This is a genomic window from Vibrio sp. MMG023 (assembly GCF_021654215.1).
GTDB lineage: Bacteria > Pseudomonadota > Gammaproteobacteria > Enterobacterales > Vibrionaceae > Vibrio > Vibrio jasicida.
On record NZ_JAKFZP010000004.1, the window covers coordinates 466,576 to 484,141 of the forward strand.

Here is a 17,566-nt window from a genome sequence, read left to right on the forward strand (position 1 = left end):
CCAAAAGTGGCAACACTTACAACGAAATTAAGGAGGAATTTATGTCTTTGTGGTGTTCAATCAACCCACGTTTTTATGGCATGAAGGACCGCTCAAGAGTTTCAGATTTCGCGCTGCGATAATCTCGACTTGAGCGAATAATTACCCTTCGACGAAAACACGTCACCCGAGTACTTTCCCTCAAGCTCGAAGAATTATTGTCAGCTATGACAACGGCGTCTTGCGCCCAAAATTCTTGAGAACACTATGAGTACTTTTTTAACTGCACAATCACTAACCCTTTCTCACACAGCAACACCAATCTTCAAAGATCTAACGTTTACGATTCATCGTGGCGACAAAATTGGTCTTATCGGTCATAACGGCTGTGGTAAAAGCTCCCTACTCAAACTGCTTAGCGGTCAATTTGAACCAAGCCAAGGCACGGTTGCCAAAGCCAGTTCATGTTTGATGCGTTATGTTGAGCAGCATTTACCTAAGTCTTTAAGTACACATGCCGTATTGGACGCGTTAGCGGAATCCTTATCCGATGATGAGATTTGGCGCGCCGAACTCTTATTGGATGAACTCGGATTTTCAACCACAGAACGACACATGCCGGTTAAGAATTGCAGTGGTGGTCAGCAAATGCGACTCCTGCTTGCTCGTGCGATTATCCATCAACCTGACTTAGTGCTTCTGGATGAACCAAGCAACCACTTGGACTTGCCATCGCTCCTTTGGTTAGAGCAATTCTTATCAAACTGGAAAGGCTCATTCGTATTGGTATCTCACGATCAAACCTTACTCGATCGCGTCACCAACACCACTTGGGTCATGCGAGATCGCTCTCTGCATCATTTCTCTCTGCCTTGTTCTCAAGCAAGGCAAGCATTGAAAGAGAAAGATGAAACCGATCAACTTCGCTATGCCAGCGAGCAGAAAGAAATCGACCGAATCGAAAAAAGCGCCAAGCGTTTAGCCACTTGGGGCAAAGTCTACGACAACGAGGATCTTGCTCGAAAAGCCAAGACGATGTTTGCGCGCAAAGAACGTTTAGAGGAAGAACAAACCGAACTGACAGAAGGCACACCGTGGGCGCTACAACTTCAAGGTGAATCAATGCCAGCAAATCGACTGTTAGAGGTTTTGCCTTTCTCTGTAACGCCACCAAATAGTGATTATCACTTGTTTGATATGGCGGAAATGCGAGTAAAGAGTGGCGACAGAATTGCAGTTCTAGGCAGTAATGGTTGCGGCAAATCGACTTTGTTGAACCTGCTTTATCGTCAGTATGAAGCCATCCAAACCGACCTAGGCAACCAACATGAGAGTGTGACTTTCCACGATCGCTGTCGCTTGGGTTACTACGATCAATCTCTAAGGCAACTCGACGATCATCAATCCATCACGGATGCGTTGCAGTCGTTTGCCAGCATCAGCAGTGAACAGGCAAAACGTTCGCTTATTGGTGCAGGATTCGAGTACGCAAGACACGAACAGAAAGTCGTCAGTCTAAGTGGTGGAGAGCGAGCAAGGCTGCTGTTTGTGGGCTTAACCCTCGCTCGTTATCACATGTTGTTTTTAGATGAACCGACCAACCATTTGGATATGGAAGGCAAAGAAGAGCTGATTGAAACTCTGCAAAACTTCGAAGGCGCCGCTTTATTGGTGAGTCATGACCGAAGCCTGATAGAACAAAGCTGTAATCGATTCTGGTTTATTGCAAATGGCTTACTGACGGAGTATTTAAGCGCGGAAGAAGTGTATCAACGCGTAACTGATACTGCTCCCAAATCAGCCATATCGCATCATTGCAATGAAGTAATATCGATGGAAACAAACACCGCGTCTGATGAACAATCCGAAGAGCAAATGCTAGAAAGACTGTTGGAACTGGAAAGCTTACTGGAAGCCGATTTAGGGCGAAAACCCAAACATCAAAAACCAGCGATGCAAAAGCAATGGCAGCAAGAGATAGAGGAAATTACGGCGCAGCTATAAAAACAAAAGGCACCATTAATTGGTGCCTTTCTACTTTCTACTTTCTACTTTCTACTTTCTACTTTCTACTTTCTACTTTCTAGGAAGGAGCTTATTAGTCTTTTTCGAACGTAGCCACGGTCTTAATCACACCAGACATCATTTCGTTAGCATCTGATTTCTTAGCCGAACTTTGCATGGTTTGAGTATTTTGACGCAAGCGTTCACGCAATGCTTCTAGTTCCTTTTGTGTATCCGATAATTCCGTAGATTGGTGGTTACTCATCTTATTCTCTACTTGTACTTAACGATTAATGGAGCGATTTTCATCTAAAGTTTTTATAAGATATAGTTAGCTACCATCTAAAAATTAGATACATCGTTATGTTCAACCTTCAACAACTTGAAACGTTAGTCATGTGCGTGGAATATGGTTCGTTTTCTGCGGCGGCAAGAAAGCTTGGTAAAGCACAATCTGCGGTCAGTACTACGATTTCAAACTTGGAAATCGACACAGGGCTGACCATCTTTGATCGCACTTCTCGCTTGCCTACCTTAACGGCACAAGGCGAGCGACTGCATGCTCAAGCCATCTCCTTGTTAGAGCATGCTCAACACGTACAAAATATGCTGCAAACGTTCAATGTAGGAGTAGAAGATAGGATCTCGATAGGGATCAATGCGCTTTTACTAACACCGCAGTTTTTTGGCGTCATTGAGGTGTTTTATCAGCAATTCCCGCACACCGAGCTCAATCTCAATGTCTTGAAAAACAATGACATTGCTGATGCTGTCGCGAGTAATGAAGTGGATATCGGTTTTATGTTGTGGGGCAGCACACAGCCTAAGAACGTGATTTTAGGTTCGATTGGTTACGTGCCGTTTTCTATCGCCGTGCATCAATCACATCCACTACTGGCTGAAGACTCCGTTTCTTTTGAAGCACTTAAGGCGTATCGGCAAATCGTATTAAAAGACTACCCTGCTCATTACAACGCAAACTTATCTAATTCACTAACCAAAGTGAATGACTTAGAAACCCTAGTAGAGTTGATTAAACTGAATAATAACTGGAGCTTGATACCTGATCACCTGTTTCAAAAGCACTCGGATATCGTTCCCCTTAAGCTACAAGGGGAAGAGAAAGATTGGCTTTTACAAATTGACCGTGTGAAAAGTAAAGCAAAAGAAGCAGGTCCTGTTATGCAGTGGCTTACAGAGCGTTGTTTGGACTTTTATCCGAGCGTACAGCCCAAGTAATAGCCCGAAGAGCGGAGAGTGAACCGCTCAATATGACGAGTGAATTTGAATGTCATCACCCGTATCTCGATACCTTTCTAATGACATTATGCTCATTACTAATCAATGGTGATTAGTGAACCAAGCTTATTCTCGTTCCACGCTTCATTTTTCATCTTGTTTAAAGCCACTCAATCTCAGGTCCTACTGGCACAATCCCATTTGGGTTGATGTGCTTGTGCGAGAAGAAATAATGCAGCTTCATGTAATCAATATCGATGGTGCTGCGAATGCGGTCATCGGCAACCAAATCCAGCATACAACGATACAAGTTTTGGTGCGCCTTTAGGGGCTTTTTGTTGGCTTTGAAGTGCACTTCATACACCGCCTCGAAGCGCACTAATGTTGGCAGCAAGAACACGTCTGATAAGGTAACGTCTTCGCCATGCAAGTAGCGCGACTGCCCCAAACGCTGATCCAATTGCTCCAGCGCATCAAACAAAGTTTCACTCGCTTGGTCATATTGCGCTTGCGAGGTTGCAAAGCCAACTTGATACACCTTGCCATTCACATTGCTGTTAAGCCATCGATTTAGGCTTTCGATCTCTCCACGCAATGCGGCTGGTACCAACTCCACCGGATGTTTTGCCAAAGGCAGCCAATTCGTAGCTAGGTCCATTGCCATTGCGGCTGAATCATTGCCCACAATGGCATGGTTTTGCTTATCCCACAGTAAAGGGACGGTTACGCGTCCGGTGTAGTCGCTTTTCGCTTTTACATACAACGCCGCTAGATTATCCGCGCGGTATAGAGGATCAGGATGTGCGTCATCAAACTCCCAACCATTGCTGTAACGCTTTGCAGCAACGGAAGAGACGGAAATAACTTCATCCAAACCAAGGTACTTGATCACTAGGTAAGGGCGATGGGCAAATGGACAAGCCAACGACATATACAAGTGATAGCGACCCGCTTCGATCTGACTTGGTAACGCGAATTGATCTTCTGCTGTCAGCTCACTTGCGTCTTTGTTTGGATACCAAACGCCTTGTTCTAATACCGCCATACCTTACCTACCTTTCTTAATTAGCTACCCTGATGAATCACTACTTATGCGAGTATAGATAACTTACAGAGACTTCTCGAAAGAGGTCATTAGCTCACTCAATTCCGCTGAGGTCGCAGCATCAAATTTGCCATCTTGGAACTTGTCGTAGAAGCCGCCTAGGCTATATGTGCCTTTTACATCGCCACCCCACCAAGGCATCAACTCAGCCATGGTTTTAATGTTAGTTGCGCCGCCGTTTGCACCTGGAGATGTGCTCACCAGTAGAACTGGTTTCTTCGTGTCACCAAAGAAAGACGTACCTTGAGGTGCAACACGCGATAGCCAATCAATCGCATTTTTCAGAAATGCTGGCATTGAGCCGTTGTGCTCTGGTGATGCAATGATGATCGCATCGTATTCGTTTAACGTTGCACGCAGTTTGTGTGCGTTTTCTGGGATGCCCTGACCTTCAACGTCCAAACCGTACATTGGCAATTCAAAGTCATTTAGGTCAATGGTGTTTACTTCTGTTTGTGTAGCTTGGTTTGCCAACGCTTGAACCAATAGGCTGTGGATTGATTGGCTGTTGTTGCTACCAGTAAATGCGACGATCTTTTTCATAGTGGAATCCTAATTACGTTTGCCCCTACTTATGTCGGGCACTCAGTGATTGAGGTGATATTAATTAACTCCCACCAGTGAATAAACACTATAATAGTGGCTATATAGTTCACCATCAGTGAACAATAAAGTATGAGGAAACTAATGCGTGGATAAGATCAGAGCATTAACCGTATTTCGTCGAGTGGTGGAGCTAGGTAGCTTCGTCGCGGCAGCAGAAGATTTAAATCTCTCAAAAGCCGCAATAAGTAAGAACATCAATGAATTAGAGAGCTATTTGAAAAGCCCTTTGATTAACCGCACTACCCGCAATTTACACATTACCGATAATGGTCAGCTCTATTATCAGCAAGTGTGTCAGGTTCTCGATGCACTCAACAATGCCGATCGTTCAGTGATCGAGTCTTCGCACACATTAAAGGGCACGCTAAAAATCAGCATGCCGATGTCATTAGGGTTGATAGAGCTAAACCCCATTATCTGCGAATTTATGAAGCTGCATCCAGAGCTATCCATCGAAGTGGTGATGAGTGATGAACATATTGATTTGATTGAGCAAGGGGTCGATATTGCCATTCGTGGCGGAGGCGAATTGGGTAACTCTAGCCTACGCTCGCGCAAACTATTGGATATCCGCCGTGTACTTTGCGCTTCCCCTCAATACCTTGAAGAGTCGCAGCCGTTTAAATCCCCACGTGACGTGATACACCATCGCCTACTTAGCTATAGCCTCTCTTCAACGTCTCGCCGTTGGACATTTCAAAATGGCAGTGAGGTATTGGAAGTTGATCTGCCTGCGAGTGTTTACACTGTCAACAGTGGTTTGGCGCTCACCCAAGCGGCATGTGCCGGACATGGGGTTGCGTTGTTGCCAGACTTCTTTGTTGAGCCTCAATTAACTTCAGGTGAATTGGTTGAAATTACTCCTGAATGGCAGATGGAAAAGCACGCGCTGTATATCGTTTACCCTTACCACAAAGAGCAATCGCAAAAGTTACGAGCCTTTATTGATTATGTGGTGGAGAGCTTCCAAGCGCGATTCAGCCGTCAGTCAGATCCGCAGCAGATGTACTCTTCGATTATCAAGCTAGGGTCTGGATAAACAGATTTAGCCAAAGAAAAGGCAACAAAAAAAGCCAAACTGAATAGCTTGGCTTTTCATCACCTTTCTTGTTCACGAAGCATCAAAGCACATGAGAACAAGAAAACTGAAAGTTTATCGACGGCGATTGTTAAAACGAGCGCGATCTGCACGCTGTTTAGACGAACGCTCTTTGTGCGCAGACGCAGCTTTTGCTTGTGAAGCCAGAATCGATTCAACCGTCAGTTCCATTGGTTCACGTGGTTCCAATCCATGACGGAAAGTACGTGCACGTGGTGGCAGATTGTATTCGTATTCAGATGCCTTTGGCATGCGCTTGTAACGGTATAGGTAGAAGTTCTCTACACGCTCGCGAGCCCATTCTGTTTTCTTCAGGTATTTAACACTGCTCGCAATGCTTGGCTTAGTGTTGAAACAGTTCATACGCATTGCTGTGTCGAGGATTTCCCAACCGTAATGGTCAACAAGCTGCTGCAACATGTCTTCTAATTTAAGACCGTGCAGAGGGTTGTTCTTCTGCAGTTCAATACGTTCTTCGTCGGTCATAAATTCATGGCTCATGAACGGCTCCTTAATTGTGGGTGGCGAGCGTAGTACTCACCACCTTACCTCTATTAGGTTTAGATTAAATCACTATTACGAATAATCTGTTGTTTGTTTCGTCTCAAAGACGATCTATACATCCAATTATTCGCGATGATCGGCGCTTGGTTACGCAGCGCTAAGCACCTTTTGTTGGTGTGCCATGTACTCTTCAAATGTACCTTGGAAATTCACCAACTGTTTGTCTTTTACATCAATGATTGAAGTCGCCAATGACGATACGAACTCACGGTCATGACTGACAAAAATCAAAGTACCAGTGTAGTCTTTTAATGCGCTATTTAACGCTTCAATCGCTTCCATATCCATGTGGTTGGTTGGCTCATCCATCACCAAAACGTTGATGTCTTGCATCATTAGCTTACCAAACAGCAGGCGGTTCTTCTCACCACCCGAGCAGTTTTTCGCTTTTTTGTTGGCATCATCAGCGGTAAACAACAAGCGACCTAGAATGCCACGCACCATTAAGTCATTGTGCTTCACGGTACGCCATTGTGAGATCCACTCAAAGATGGTCAGATCATTATCGAAGTCTGCACTGCTGTCCTGTGGACAGTAACCAATCGAAGCGTTTTCAGACCATTTTACTACGCCCTGAGTTTGCTCTAACTCGTTCACTAGGCAACGCAGCAAGGTCGTTTTACCCACACCGTTTTCACCGATGATCGCAAGGCGAGTGCCCGCTTCAAGTAACAAATTGCCTTTTTCAAACAACAACTCATCACCAAACGAGTGACCCAGGTCTTGCAGTTCCAAGGCTAAACGATGCAGTTTTTTACCCTCACCGAAATCAATCGATGGGCTAACACGGCTACTTGCTTTCACTTCGTCGAGTTGGATTTTATCCATCTTTTTAGCGCGCGAACTGGCTTGTTTCGCCTTCGATGCGTTCGCACCAAAACGGTTTACGAAATCTTGAAGTTCGTTGATTTCAGCGGTTTTCTTCGCGTTAGAAGCCAATAGCTGCTCACGACGAAGACCAGATGCCTCAAGGAAGTATTCATAGTTACCAGGGTAAATTCGCAATTCGCCGTAATCGATATCTGCCATGTGAGTACACACAGAGTTTAAGAAGTGACGGTCGTGCGAGATGATGATCATCGTACACTTACGCTGGTTCAACTCTTCTGCCAACCAGTTGATGGTATGAATGTCCAAGTTGTTGGTTGGTTCGTCGAGCAACAAAATATCCGGGTTAGCAAACAGAGCTTGTGCCAAAAGCACGCGCAGTTTCCAGCCCGGAGCAACTTGTTGCATCAAACCAAAATGCAGCTCTTCTTCAATACCCGCTTGCAGCAAAATATCGCCAGCACGACTTTCTGCTGTATAGCCGTCCATTTCTGCGAACTCGCTTTCAAGCTCAGCGACTTTCATGCCGTCTTCTTCACTCATTTCTGGTAATGAATAGATGCGGTCACGTTCTTGTTTCACTTCCCACAATTTGCGATCACCCATGATCACGGCGTCAATCACGCTGTATTGTTCAAACGCAAACTGATCTTGGCTCAATACGCCAAGTTTTAATCCTGGAGTAATAGAAACGTTGCCTGAACTTGGCATGAGCGCGCCACTCAGGATTTTCATGAACGTAGATTTGCCACAGCCGTTCGCGCCAATCAGGCCATAACGGTTACCGTTGCCAAATTTAGCGGAAATGTTTTCGAACAATGGCTCGGCACCAAATTGCATGGTGATGTTGTTTGTACTAATGATAGCAGTGCCCTCGAAGTAAATTTCTTTTAATAACAAGCTCTTAATTTACTTTCGAGATACTGTTAAAAAAGGTCATATTGAATGTGGCCGCCATTCTATATGATTCATTCATAAGGTGATATAGGTCACATTCATATTGCGCCGAATTTTTCGAAAAACAAAAAGCGCGACATTTGCCGCACTTTCGTTTTTTCTACTCGTCACTATTAAAAGTCGAGGTGGTAGTTATTGTTGGACTGATTTAATGATACGACCCAATTCTTCTCTGATTCATTCGCACTCATGGGTACCCACTGAGCATACAACTGGCTCCAGTTACCATTTACCTCTAACTCCACTTCGCTGGTTCGTGTTGGATAAATGGTGGTAATGCGCGACATTGGATCGGCCACGACCACACCGTTTTCTGTGGTAAATGCCGCTTTGGTGTAAAGGTGTAAAGCGCCATCCGCAGAACCTTGATAGTTCATCGATATAGTAATGGTTTCTCCGATATCAAATGAAAAATCACGTTCCGCCACAATATCTTGGGTGTTATCGATGGTTTCAACAGTGGGCGTTGGTGCAGGCGTTGAAGAACCACCACCACCGCCGCCTCCACCACCACAAGCGACAATAAACACAGGAACGAACATGATGGTCAGCAGTTTTGTTGAAATTTTCATGTGAAGCTCCTTATTATTCCGCTACTGAAATGGTTTTTCCGCTTACTGGCGTGCTATACCAACTGGTATCCGTTTCACCATTGCTCGATACCCACGCAGGAAAACCGGTATAAGCATGGCTGATGTCCATAAGTTCGATAGGATGTTCCCACTCATCACGAATGTTGATCGCCCAAGGCATGTTGTTATCGGTCAGGAAGTATTCCGAACCACCCGTATCGTCATCATGCATATTGAATATTGCATTGTTCATCTCAGCAGTACCGGAGAACGACTTAAAGTGCGTTTGCCATGTCATACCAGGGAAGGTCGCCACAAAGTCGCCATGGTAGGTATTTTCAGCTGCAAAAATGAAAGAGTCATAAGGTGGATAGCCAACCAAATCTCTCTCCACAGGAGTGGTTAACTCAACAACAAGTTGGTATGCAAGGAGCTCAGCAGCTTGTTGGTTCAAACAACCGCTTTGCGTTCGGTAATAAGTACAAGTCTCACTGAGCACGCCAAGCGATTCCAACTCTGCTCGTAGATCTTCTGAAACCACAAGAATCGTTTCACTACCAGATTGTAAGACCGTATGTTCAACCGCCTGCCCATTTTTCGTGAGCGTAACAGAAGCAACGTTTGCCGGGTCAACATTCGGCAGTTTTACAGCAAAGCCGTTTGAAAACCCTGCTCCCATTGCCTGTAAGGTGTAATCCACGGTGATGGTTTTCAGTTCACGTTGACCATTCAACAGTTCAGTCACGCGGTAGCGCCACACCACATCGTTAAAATCGTAGTCGCCCATTAATGGCCAGCGATCTTCAAAGGCCATGGTCGCATAAGAATTAGAACTTGGATAAACAGAAGTAACGGTAACATCTGGGTCGTTTTCTTGTACCAGCACTTCGTATTTAGAATCCGTCGTTCCATCCGGGTTTACACCGTCTACTGCGGAGAATGGTGAAACATCGACGGTAAACAGTAAGTCGTTAAAGTCATTGTCACCGTAGGGGCGAAGAAGATCCTCGAACCCCAACACAAGAAATTCGTTTTGCGTATCGATAAACGCAACATTATGTCTACGATAGAGCGCTGTTGATTCAGGGTTAAGGTTCGAATAACTATAGAAAGGCGTGTTCCAAGGACCTAAATTCAAAATATTGTTGTAAGTACTGGCTCCCCACCCATTTGGGATAACGAAAAATGCCAGCGTTTGGCCTGCTGTCAACTGCACATTGAGGTCAATCGTATCACCTTCAGCCATCTCACCATCTGGTGCCTTGGAAGCATTAGGGAATACAATCACATGTGCGTTAACTTCGTCTTTGTTTGACGGTGGATTATCAGTGTCGTAAACGAAGTACCCCAATGCATTTCTATAACCAGCCCCTTCATTCAGAAACGTAATTGAGGCGGTCGCATAAGGGGCTCCATCGAGTTCATCGTCAATATCGATGTTCGAGTAACGCTCTGGTGCGATAAAGGCATTGTTGACGGCTGTACCCTCTGGCAGCATTGAATAAACATTACTGAGTGTGTCTTGTGGCAATGTCCCGGAAATAGAATACATATTATTCGGCTTGCCTTTTAGCGAGTAGTTTGAGCTATCGCTGCCAGATTCATATGCCAAATCACTGGTAGTAAGTGCGTATGCTGACGCAGATGCACAACAACACGTTAGCACGAACATTTTCCTTGTTTTCATATTATTCCCCTTGTCAACTGAATCGTTGGTTGTACGGGGGATAACGCAAATATAGTGCCGAGTTTAAATCCTTAAAAAACAAAATCTTATTTAGATGTTTTTATCATTATCATTTTGAGAATGAAGCTGATAGGCAAAGTGAAGCGAAATAGGAGAAGAAGAAAGAAATGCAAGAGGCGGATATCTGAAACAAAAAGAGCGCCCCGAAAGACGCTGTTAATATCGATGAGTTCGAACCTACGAACGCGCAGCCATTGGGTGGCTTGGGCTCATCTCTAACAAGTCCCACAGGTTGCCATAGAGATCTTCAAATACTGCTACTGTACCGTAGTCTTGCTCCGCAGGCGGGCGAACAAACTTAATGCCCTGCTCTACCATTCGGTTGTAGTCACGCCAGAAGTCATCGGTGTTTAAAAATAGGAACACACGTCCACCAGTTTGATTGCCGATAAAATCATGCTGTTCTGGCTTAGACGCTTTGGCTAGCAATAATGTCACACCATTAGAACCCGGTGGAGAAACCACAACCCAGCGCTTATCTTGCTCTGGTTGGTAAGTATCTTCCACCAGCTCAAACTTCAGCTTATTCACATAGAAATCAATCGCTTCATCGTAATCTTTTACGACCAAAGCAATATGGATAATGGATTGTTTCATCGCGTTATACCTTTAGTTTTCCGCTGATTACCGTCTTTGCGGAGCCAATTAGTTTAATGCGCCCATTTTCAAGTAGTTCGGTTTGTAAGTGGCCGCCACGTGCTGAGGCTTGATAAGCTTTAAACTGATTTTGACCGAGCTTCTGCGCCCAGAACTGAGTCAGTGCGCAGTGGGCTGAGCCTGTTACAGGATCTTCGTTCACGCCCACCCAAGGGGCGAAGTAGCGCGAGATAAAGTCGAGATCCGGGGAGTTCGATTGAGCAGTTACCACCACGCCACGCCCTTGAATGTTCTTTAATGCGTCAAAGTTAGGCTCGAGATCCAGCACGGTTTGTTCACTGTCGACTTCAATAAAGCCTTTGCTGTCAAACTGAGCGTAAGAAACCACCTGCTCTGCTTTCAATCCAAGCGCCGCTAGCAACGTAGCGTCTTGTTCAACATCCATTTCAAGCTGAGTCGAAGGAAAGTCGAGCTCAATTGTCGACTCGTTTACTTTTGCATGAAGCTCACCAGAGAGAGTTTGAAAGGCAATGGTATCGCCAACCTTCGCTAATCCTTGTTCTTTTAAGATTTGCGCTGTGGCTAATGTGCCATGACCACATAGCGCCACTTCTACCTTAGGTGTGAACCAACGCAGACGCATGTCTTTCAAACAGAGAAAAGCAGTTTCTGATACCGCCATTTCTTCAGCGATAGAGAACATCAATGCTTCTGGTAACGGTTCTTGTGAGAGACAGACTCCAGCAGGGTTTCCTTTGAAAGGTTCGGTGGTGAAAGAGTCCACTTGGTAGATATCGAGATCCATGATGCGCTTCCTAATACTGCTATTTTGGCAAGATGCCAAACAGCTTATCGGTTTCACCGCAAAGCGACAATGCATGCCCTGATTGTTCTTGCAAAACACAAACAAAAGGCACCCTTTGCGGTGCCTTTTTACATTCTGATGCTTGTTCAGCTCAAACCAATAACGTTCAGTTTACTTGAACGAAACTTTAAAATTACTAGATATAATTAACCATTCATATTGGATATCTTATTCCCGTGCTTTGATGGACATCAAAAACAAATCGTTTTTCCTGCCTCTTCAACACTTCTTTGGATGCTCACCCAAAGAAAATAAATAAGAAAAATCAAACTCATAGGTATTCAATATGAAACAGCCTTTAAAAACGTTAGTGCTGGCTCTAGGGTTATCCTTAGGCGCAGCCAACTGTTACGCATTAACTGTCGAACCGCTCGAAAAAGATTTTACTTTGCAGTTACTCGGATCGGGTGGACCAATCTCTGATGACCTGCGTGCATCGTCTGGTGAACTGATTTGGTGGAAAGGAAAATCACGCGTGATGATCGATGCCGGTGGCGGTGTCTATCTGCGTTTTGGTCAAGCGGGCGGCAAACTGGAAGACTTAGACTTCCTTGGTTTAAGCCACTTTCACACCGACCACGTCGCTGACGTCCCTGCCTTATTAAAAGGTGGCTACTTCTTTGATCGTCAAGATCCCCTTGATATCGCAGGCCCTGAAGCAGGCTCTGCATTTCCTAGCTTAACCGGTTACATGAAAGCGCTTTTCGACGGTGATGAAGGCGCTTACGCATATCTGAACGGTTTATTTGATGGCAGCGATGGCTTGTTCCCAGTCACCATTACTGATGTGCCATACAAAACTTCCCAAGGCACCAAGGTGTACGAGCAAGATGGGTTGACCATTTACGCTCTCGGCATCCCACATGGCGACGTACCTTGTCTCGCTTTCCGAATCGAAAGTGCCGAAGGGGTAATGGTGATTTCCGCCGACCAAAACGGCAGTAACCCTGACTTCATCGACTTCGCTAAAGGTGCGGACATCTTATTGATGCCATTGGCAATTCACGAAGAAGCCGACGAAGTCTCGTCATTTATGCACGCTAAGCCATCAGTTGTCGGCAAGATCGCCGCAGAAGTGAATCCAAAACTCTTGGTGCTTAACCACTGGATGGGCTTAGGTCTAAAACTCAAACCCGCTTCCATCAAGATCGTTAAAGAGTACTACCACGGTCAAGTTATCGCTGGTCATGACTTATCTAGCTACCCAATGAGCGCAGCGAAGGAGATGTCTCATGAACAATAAACTCGCTCTATCTATCGCGATGACGTCTGTCATTACTTTGAACTCTGGCATGGCGTTTGCCGATGCACCCACCGAGGCTCCCGTTGAGGCTCAATCCAGCTCTCAACATGGCGGTAAGTGTGCGGCTGGTAAATGTGGTACAGAGAAACGCTTTGAGAAACAAGAGTTAAAAGATGATCCGCAAGGCCGTTTGGTACGCGCTCGTGACGGCAAATGTGGCGTGACTGGCGAGGGCATTAACCCTTCGGCTGAAACCATCAAATTAACCAAAAGCAAAATCACAGGTGGGGTATGCGGACAATAACCGATACATCAAAAGGGATTGGGCTGCGCAGCGAACACGTTGATTTGCTGTGTCAGTTGCCCGAGCACCCAGATATCGATTTCCTCGAATTAGCACCGGAAAACTGGATGAATATTGGCGGCTTGAAACGTGAACAGCTGCAAGACATTGCGAAATATTATCCGCTTGTCGCTCATGGCTTGAGCTTATCGATTGGTGATTGCCAACCGTTAAACGAGTCTTTTGTACGAGACGTCGCACGCTTTCTCGATGAATTTAATATCGACATCTATAGCGAACATCTGAGTTTCTCTAGAGACAATCAGGGCTATTTGTATGAACTGCTTCCGATGCCTCGACATAAAGAGAACATTCCGTATTTGGTCGAACGCATTCAACGCGTGCAAGACATTATTCAGCGTCCATTGGCGTTAGAGAATATCTCTTACTACCACGATTACGGACATGAAATGCCAGAGGGCGAGTTTATCGCTGAAGTGAGTGACCGCAGTGGATGTGAGCTGCTTATCGACATCAACAATGTGTTCGTCAACAGCCGAAATCATCATTTCTGCCCTTACGACATGCTCAGCACTTTACCAAGCGACGCGATTCGTTATTACCACATTGCGGGTCACTTGAAAGAGCGTGACGACTTCTTGCTCGATACCCATGGTAAACCAGTGCCTGATGAAGTGATTGATCTGGCTCGTTACACCTACTCGGTACATGGCAGTAAGCCTTTGCTTCTTGAACGCGACCACAATGTGCCGTCGCTGCTTGTTCTGGCTGAAGAGCTTCGCAGCATTCATAGCGAGATCTTGGACTTCAGCCAAACCCTCGAAGTTTTATGTCAGGAGGTGCTCAATGCTTAATCCTCCGAGCAAAATGCGCGCGCAAACCGAGTCCCTAACGGCTCTGATTCGCACGCCTATGAATCAGCATGCGCTGTGTCGATATAGCGAATTTATCCGCGACAACATCTTGGGTGTCGTTGCGAATACGTTCCCTCTATTTTCTTCGCAGTTCGCTGATGAACAACTTGAACGCATGGTGGATGACTTTGTGGTGATGCATGGCGCGTCCGAGCCTGAGTTTCATCATATTGCCACCGAGTTTGTTCAGTTTTTGCAGCAGAAAGCGCATCAAGATTCCAGCTCTATTTCTGCCGACCAGATGGCGTTGTTGGAATATGAATGGGTGGCGTTCAATGTAGAAATTGACACCTTAGTCGTGGCATTCATTTCTGCATCGAATCCGATATTCGAAGAGAACCAAGCGCTGCAACTCAACCCAACATTAAAGCTGGTCGAAGTGCCTTTCTTGCTGCATCAAGACTCCGTGACCTTCTTAACTGACAGGCGTCACCCTGTGTTTTATGGCGTGTTTCGGAACTCACAGCATCATGTGATATCGCAAAAGCTCAGAGAAGTGGATGTCGCATTGATTCAGCTATTACAACAGCAACCAAACCTGACTCAGGCGCAACTACAACAAATGATTGCTCAGCAACTCGCCAGATTCAGTTTCATGGAGTGGGCTCAACACTTCAGTGAACTAGGACTCGTCAGCGTGCGCCCTTCAGGAGAAAAATTATGATTAAGTCAGCCCTCAATTGGTTCGACGGTCTCGTCGAGAAATGCAAAAGATACGATTACTTAGCGTTACTTGCGATTCGTCTCTACCTCATTCCGGTCATTTTTGTTGGCGCTCGCTCTAAGGTGCTGGGTTTCTCTGGCACCGTCGCGTGGTTTGGCGCGTCCACCGCAGATGGTGGTTTGAACTTACCATTTCCCGAGTTGTTAGCGTTTCTTGCCGCAGGTACGGAAGTGCTTGGCTGTATTTGTATCGCATTGGGTTTGTTTACCCGAGTGATGTCGATTCCGATGATTTTCTTGATGAGTGTTGCGAGCGCAATGGTGCACTGGAAACATGGTTGGGATGCCATCGCCACTGGCGGCATGGAAGCAACGGTGCGTTTGAACGGCTTTATTGAATGGTTAGCAACCAACTTCCCAGGTCGATACAACTACATCACCGAATTGGGTGACCCAGTAATGCTCAACAACGGTATGGAGTTCGCAGCCACCTACTTTGTGATGTTGCTGGTGCTGTTCTTCTACGGCGGTGGTCGCTACGTAAGCTTGGATTACTGGTTGAGAAAACCTTTCTCTCGCACACCAGCAAAAGCGTAACTCAAGCGCCCAAGTTTTAACGCTTAGTTAAACAGACTAATAATAACCTTATCTAACCCGCTACTCTGGTAGCGGGAAGGAGTTCTTATGTTTGCAGATGTCGTTGATCTGTCGCGGTTTCAGTTCGCTAGTACCGCACTCTATCACTTTATATTCGTCCCACTGACCATAGGTTTGTCTTTCTTACTGGCCGTTATGGAGTCTTTGTACGTCATGACGGGAAAAACCATCTACAAAGACATGACCAAGTTCTGGGGTAAGTTATTCGGGATTAACTTCGCCGTGGGCGTCGCGACCGGTCTTACCATGGAGTTTCAATTTGGTACCAACTGGGCGTATTACTCTCACTATGTGGGCGATATTTTCGGGGCGCCGCTTGCCATCGAAGCCTTGATTGCCTTCTTCCTCGAATCCACCTTAGTCGGCATGTTCTTCTTCGGTTGGGATCGATTATCAAAACGCCAACACTTGTCGGTCACTTGGCTGACGGCGCTAGGGTCTAACTTCTCTGGGTTGTGGATTTTGATGGCGAACGGCTGGATGCAAAACCCAGTCGGCGCAGAATTCAACTACCAGACCATGAGAATGGAAATGATCAACTTTGCTGATGTGGTGTTTAACCCCGTCACGCAAGTTAAGTTTGTTCATACCGTGGCTGCCGGTTATACCACAGGTGCTTTGTTTGTAATGGGCATCAGTGCTTACTACTTACTCAAAGGTCGAGATATCTCTTTCGCTCGCCGATCGTTTGCAGTGGCGTCAGCATTTGGCATGGCTGCGATTGTGTCGACATTGATGTTGGGCGATGAATCAGGTTACGAGCTTGGTGACGTGCAACAGGTAAAACTGGCGGCAATTGAGTCCGAATGGCACACCGAAGAAGCACCTGCCTCGTTCACGCTATTTGGCTTACCAAACCAAGAAACCATGGAAACCGACTACGCCATTAAGATTCCATATCTAATGGGGATCATCGCGACTCGCTCGCTGGATGAACCTGTGATGGGCTTACGCGATCTGATGGCGCAGAACGAAGATCGTATCCGCGATGGTATCCAAGCTTACGGCATGCTGGAGGAACTTCGCGCAGGTAACGACAGCCCTGAAAACATCGCTCAATTCGATGAGATGAAGAAAGACCTCGGCTACGGCTTGCTATTGAAAAAATACACCGAGAACGTCACCGACGCGACTGAAAGTCAAATCAAGCAAGCGGCGCAAGACACGATTCCTCAAGTAGCACCACTGTTCTGGAGCTTCCGAATCATGGTGGCGTGTGGGGTATTAATGTTCGCCATTATCGGTTTGTCTTTCGTCCAAGTCTGCCGCAGAAAATTAGGTTCGAGCCCTTGGTTATTGAGAGCGGCACTATGGGCGATTCCATTGCCTTTCATAGCTTGTGAAGCAGGTTGGTTCGTTGCCGAATACGGACGTCAGCCATGGGCAATTGGTGAGGTGCTTCCGGTCAATATGGCAGTATCTAACCTCGCGCCAAGTGACATTTGGATTTCGCTCGGCTTTGTTTATGTGCTCTACACAGCGTTCTTGATTGTAGAAATGTTCTTGATGGTGAAGTTTGCCAAACGTGGACCAAGCGTGCTCAAAACAGGTCGCTATCACCATGAAGAAAACAACGAAAAAGACAAACAACCCGACACATTCAAACTGATTGATCAGCACTAA

At 45.9% G+C, this 17,566-nt stretch carries 18 protein-coding genes; 9 read left to right on the forward strand and 9 right to left on the reverse strand.

The features are described 5' to 3' along the window. Window positions 1-246 precede the first annotated feature (246 nt). Window positions 247-1,983: an ABC-F family ATP-binding cassette domain-containing protein gene (locus L1076_RS15565; protein ID WP_237303957.1), complete on the forward strand. Its 1,737-nt coding sequence runs from the start codon at window positions 247-249 to the stop codon at window positions 1,981-1,983. Between the two features lie 94 nt (window positions 1,984-2,077). Here the strand turns inward: L1076_RS15565 and L1076_RS15570 are convergent, their stop codons facing one another. Further along, on the reverse strand, window positions 2,078-2,248 hold the full coding sequence (locus L1076_RS15570) for a hypothetical protein (protein WP_167391665.1): 171 nt from the start codon (window positions 2,246-2,248) through the stop codon (window positions 2,078-2,080). A gap of 98 nt (window positions 2,249-2,346) precedes the next feature. Between L1076_RS15570 and L1076_RS15575 the strand changes: the two genes are divergently transcribed. Continuing rightward, window positions 2,347-3,222, forward strand: a complete 876-nt coding sequence (locus L1076_RS15575; RefSeq protein WP_237303958.1) for a LysR family transcriptional regulator — start codon at window positions 2,347-2,349, stop codon at window positions 3,220-3,222. 160 nt (window positions 3,223-3,382) lie between these two features. Here the strand turns inward: L1076_RS15575 and L1076_RS15580 are convergent, their stop codons facing one another. Both L1076_RS15580 and L1076_RS15585 read right to left on the reverse strand, forming a co-directional pair. Beyond that, window positions 3,383-4,267: a glutathione S-transferase C-terminal domain-containing protein gene (locus tag L1076_RS15580; protein ID WP_237303959.1), complete on the reverse strand. Its 885-nt coding sequence runs from the start codon at window positions 4,265-4,267 to the stop codon at window positions 3,383-3,385. A 63-nt stretch (window positions 4,268-4,330) separates the two neighbouring features. After that, window positions 4,331-4,870 carry an NADPH-dependent FMN reductase gene (locus tag L1076_RS15585; protein ID WP_039840493.1) on the reverse strand — a complete coding sequence of 180 codons (540 nt, stop codon included), beginning with the start codon at window positions 4,868-4,870 and terminating at the stop codon, window positions 4,331-4,333. 148 nt (window positions 4,871-5,018) lie between these two features. On the opposite strand from L1076_RS15585, the gene L1076_RS15590 reads away from it, so the two are divergent. After that, window positions 5,019-5,972, forward strand: a complete 954-nt coding sequence (locus L1076_RS15590) for a LysR substrate-binding domain-containing protein (RefSeq protein ID WP_171373486.1) — start codon at window positions 5,019-5,021, stop codon at window positions 5,970-5,972. 114 nt (window positions 5,973-6,086) lie between these two features. On the opposite strand, the gene L1076_RS15595 is transcribed toward L1076_RS15590, so the two are convergent. From L1076_RS15595 to L1076_RS15620, 6 genes are all read right to left on the reverse strand, one after another. After that, window positions 6,087-6,518 carry a VF530 family DNA-binding protein gene (locus L1076_RS15595; protein ID WP_038885589.1) on the reverse strand — a complete coding sequence of 144 codons (432 nt, stop codon included), beginning with the start codon at window positions 6,516-6,518 and terminating at the stop codon, window positions 6,087-6,089. Between the two features lie 165 nt (window positions 6,519-6,683). Continuing rightward, the gene (locus L1076_RS15600; RefSeq protein WP_081634991.1) at window positions 6,684-8,288 is read right to left on the reverse strand and encodes an ABC-F family ATPase; all 1,605 of its coding nucleotides are present in this window, start codon (window positions 8,286-8,288) and stop codon (window positions 6,684-6,686) included. 206 nt (window positions 8,289-8,494) lie between these two features. Next, entirely contained in the window at window positions 8,495-8,953 is a 459-nt protein-coding gene (locus L1076_RS15605) for a hypothetical protein (RefSeq protein ID WP_039977527.1), read from the reverse strand. Between the two features lie 13 nt (window positions 8,954-8,966). After that, window positions 8,967-10,640 (reverse strand): LruC domain-containing protein, encoded by a 1,674-nt coding sequence (locus L1076_RS15610; protein ID WP_045405966.1) that lies wholly within the window; start codon window positions 10,638-10,640, stop codon window positions 8,967-8,969. 237 nt (window positions 10,641-10,877) lie between these two features. Continuing rightward, window positions 10,878-11,297, reverse strand: coding sequence for a VOC family protein (locus L1076_RS15615; RefSeq protein ID WP_039977529.1), 420 nt, complete (start codon window positions 11,295-11,297; stop codon window positions 10,878-10,880). Window positions 11,298-11,301: 4 nt separating this feature from the next. Further along, window positions 11,302-12,102: a PhzF family phenazine biosynthesis protein gene (locus L1076_RS15620; RefSeq protein ID WP_237303960.1), complete on the reverse strand. Its 801-nt coding sequence runs from the start codon at window positions 12,100-12,102 to the stop codon at window positions 11,302-11,304. Between the two features lie 346 nt (window positions 12,103-12,448). Here L1076_RS15620 and L1076_RS15625 point away from each other — a divergent pair, with 346 nt between their 5' ends. The 6 genes from L1076_RS15625 to L1076_RS15650 all read left to right on the forward strand — a co-directional run bounded on the left by L1076_RS15625 (window position 12,449) and on the right by L1076_RS15650 (window position 17,566). Then, window positions 12,449-13,405, forward strand: coding sequence for an MBL fold metallo-hydrolase (locus L1076_RS15625; RefSeq protein WP_237303961.1), 957 nt, complete (start codon window positions 12,449-12,451; stop codon window positions 13,403-13,405). Beyond that, window positions 13,395-13,709 carry a hypothetical protein gene (locus L1076_RS15630; protein WP_005436274.1) on the forward strand — a complete coding sequence of 105 codons (315 nt, stop codon included), beginning with the start codon at window positions 13,395-13,397 and terminating at the stop codon, window positions 13,707-13,709. Before L1076_RS15625 ends, L1076_RS15630 begins: the two co-directional genes overlap by 11 nt. Further along, window positions 13,697-14,563: a DUF692 domain-containing protein gene (locus tag L1076_RS15635; RefSeq protein ID WP_237303962.1), complete on the forward strand. Its 867-nt coding sequence runs from the start codon at window positions 13,697-13,699 to the stop codon at window positions 14,561-14,563. The genes L1076_RS15630 and L1076_RS15635 overlap by 13 nt, the downstream gene beginning before the upstream one ends. Next, window positions 14,556-15,287: a putative DNA-binding domain-containing protein gene (locus L1076_RS15640; RefSeq protein ID WP_237303963.1), complete on the forward strand. Its 732-nt coding sequence runs from the start codon at window positions 14,556-14,558 to the stop codon at window positions 15,285-15,287. The genes L1076_RS15635 and L1076_RS15640 overlap by 8 nt, the downstream gene beginning before the upstream one ends. Further along, window positions 15,284-15,883 (forward strand): DoxX family protein, encoded by a 600-nt coding sequence (locus tag L1076_RS15645; protein WP_005429408.1) that lies wholly within the window; start codon window positions 15,284-15,286, stop codon window positions 15,881-15,883. The genes L1076_RS15640 and L1076_RS15645 overlap by 4 nt, the downstream gene beginning before the upstream one ends. Window positions 15,884-15,970: 87 nt before the next feature. Then, window positions 15,971-17,566 (forward strand): cytochrome ubiquinol oxidase subunit I, encoded by a 1,596-nt coding sequence (locus L1076_RS15650; protein ID WP_237303964.1) that lies wholly within the window; start codon window positions 15,971-15,973, stop codon window positions 17,564-17,566.

Excerpts from the sequence above, each read along its gene's own strand:
- L1076_RS15625 (WP_237303961.1), top strand. The coding sequence starts at position 12,449 with ATGAAACAGCCTTTAAAAACGTTAGTGCTGGCTCTAGGGTTATCCTTA.
- L1076_RS15595 (WP_038885589.1), bottom strand. The coding sequence starts at position 6,518 with ATGACCGACGAAGAACGTATTGAACTGCAGAAGAACAACCCTCTGCAC.
- L1076_RS15640 (WP_237303963.1), top strand. The coding sequence starts at position 14,556 with ATGCTTAATCCTCCGAGCAAAATGCGCGCGCAAACCGAGTCCCTAACG.
- L1076_RS15565 (WP_237303957.1), top strand. The coding sequence starts at position 247 with ATGAGTACTTTTTTAACTGCACAATCACTAACCCTTTCTCACACAGCA.
- L1076_RS15620 (WP_237303960.1), bottom strand. The coding sequence starts at position 12,102 with ATGGATCTCGATATCTACCAAGTGGACTCTTTCACCACCGAACCTTTC.
- L1076_RS15645 (WP_005429408.1), top strand. The coding sequence starts at position 15,284 with ATGATTAAGTCAGCCCTCAATTGGTTCGACGGTCTCGTCGAGAAATGC.
- L1076_RS15575 (WP_237303958.1), top strand. The coding sequence starts at position 2,347 with ATGTTCAACCTTCAACAACTTGAAACGTTAGTCATGTGCGTGGAATAT.
- L1076_RS15650 (WP_237303964.1), top strand. The coding sequence starts at position 15,971 with ATGTTTGCAGATGTCGTTGATCTGTCGCGGTTTCAGTTCGCTAGTACC.
- L1076_RS15615 (WP_039977529.1), bottom strand. The coding sequence starts at position 11,297 with ATGAAACAATCCATTATCCATATTGCTTTGGTCGTAAAAGATTACGAT.
- L1076_RS15585 (WP_039840493.1), bottom strand. The coding sequence starts at position 4,870 with ATGAAAAAGATCGTCGCATTTACTGGTAGCAACAACAGCCAATCAATC.
- L1076_RS15630 (WP_005436274.1), top strand. The coding sequence starts at position 13,395 with ATGAACAATAAACTCGCTCTATCTATCGCGATGACGTCTGTCATTACT.
- L1076_RS15605 (WP_039977527.1), bottom strand. The coding sequence starts at position 8,953 with ATGAAAATTTCAACAAAACTGCTGACCATCATGTTCGTTCCTGTGTTT.
- L1076_RS15635 (WP_237303962.1), top strand. The coding sequence starts at position 13,697 with ATGCGGACAATAACCGATACATCAAAAGGGATTGGGCTGCGCAGCGAA.
- L1076_RS15580 (WP_237303959.1), bottom strand. The coding sequence starts at position 4,267 with ATGGCGGTATTAGAACAAGGCGTTTGGTATCCAAACAAAGACGCAAGT.
- L1076_RS15610 (WP_045405966.1), bottom strand. The coding sequence starts at position 10,640 with ATGAAAACAAGGAAAATGTTCGTGCTAACGTGTTGTTGTGCATCTGCG.
- L1076_RS15570 (WP_167391665.1), bottom strand. The coding sequence starts at position 2,248 with ATGAGTAACCACCAATCTACGGAATTATCGGATACACAAAAGGAACTA.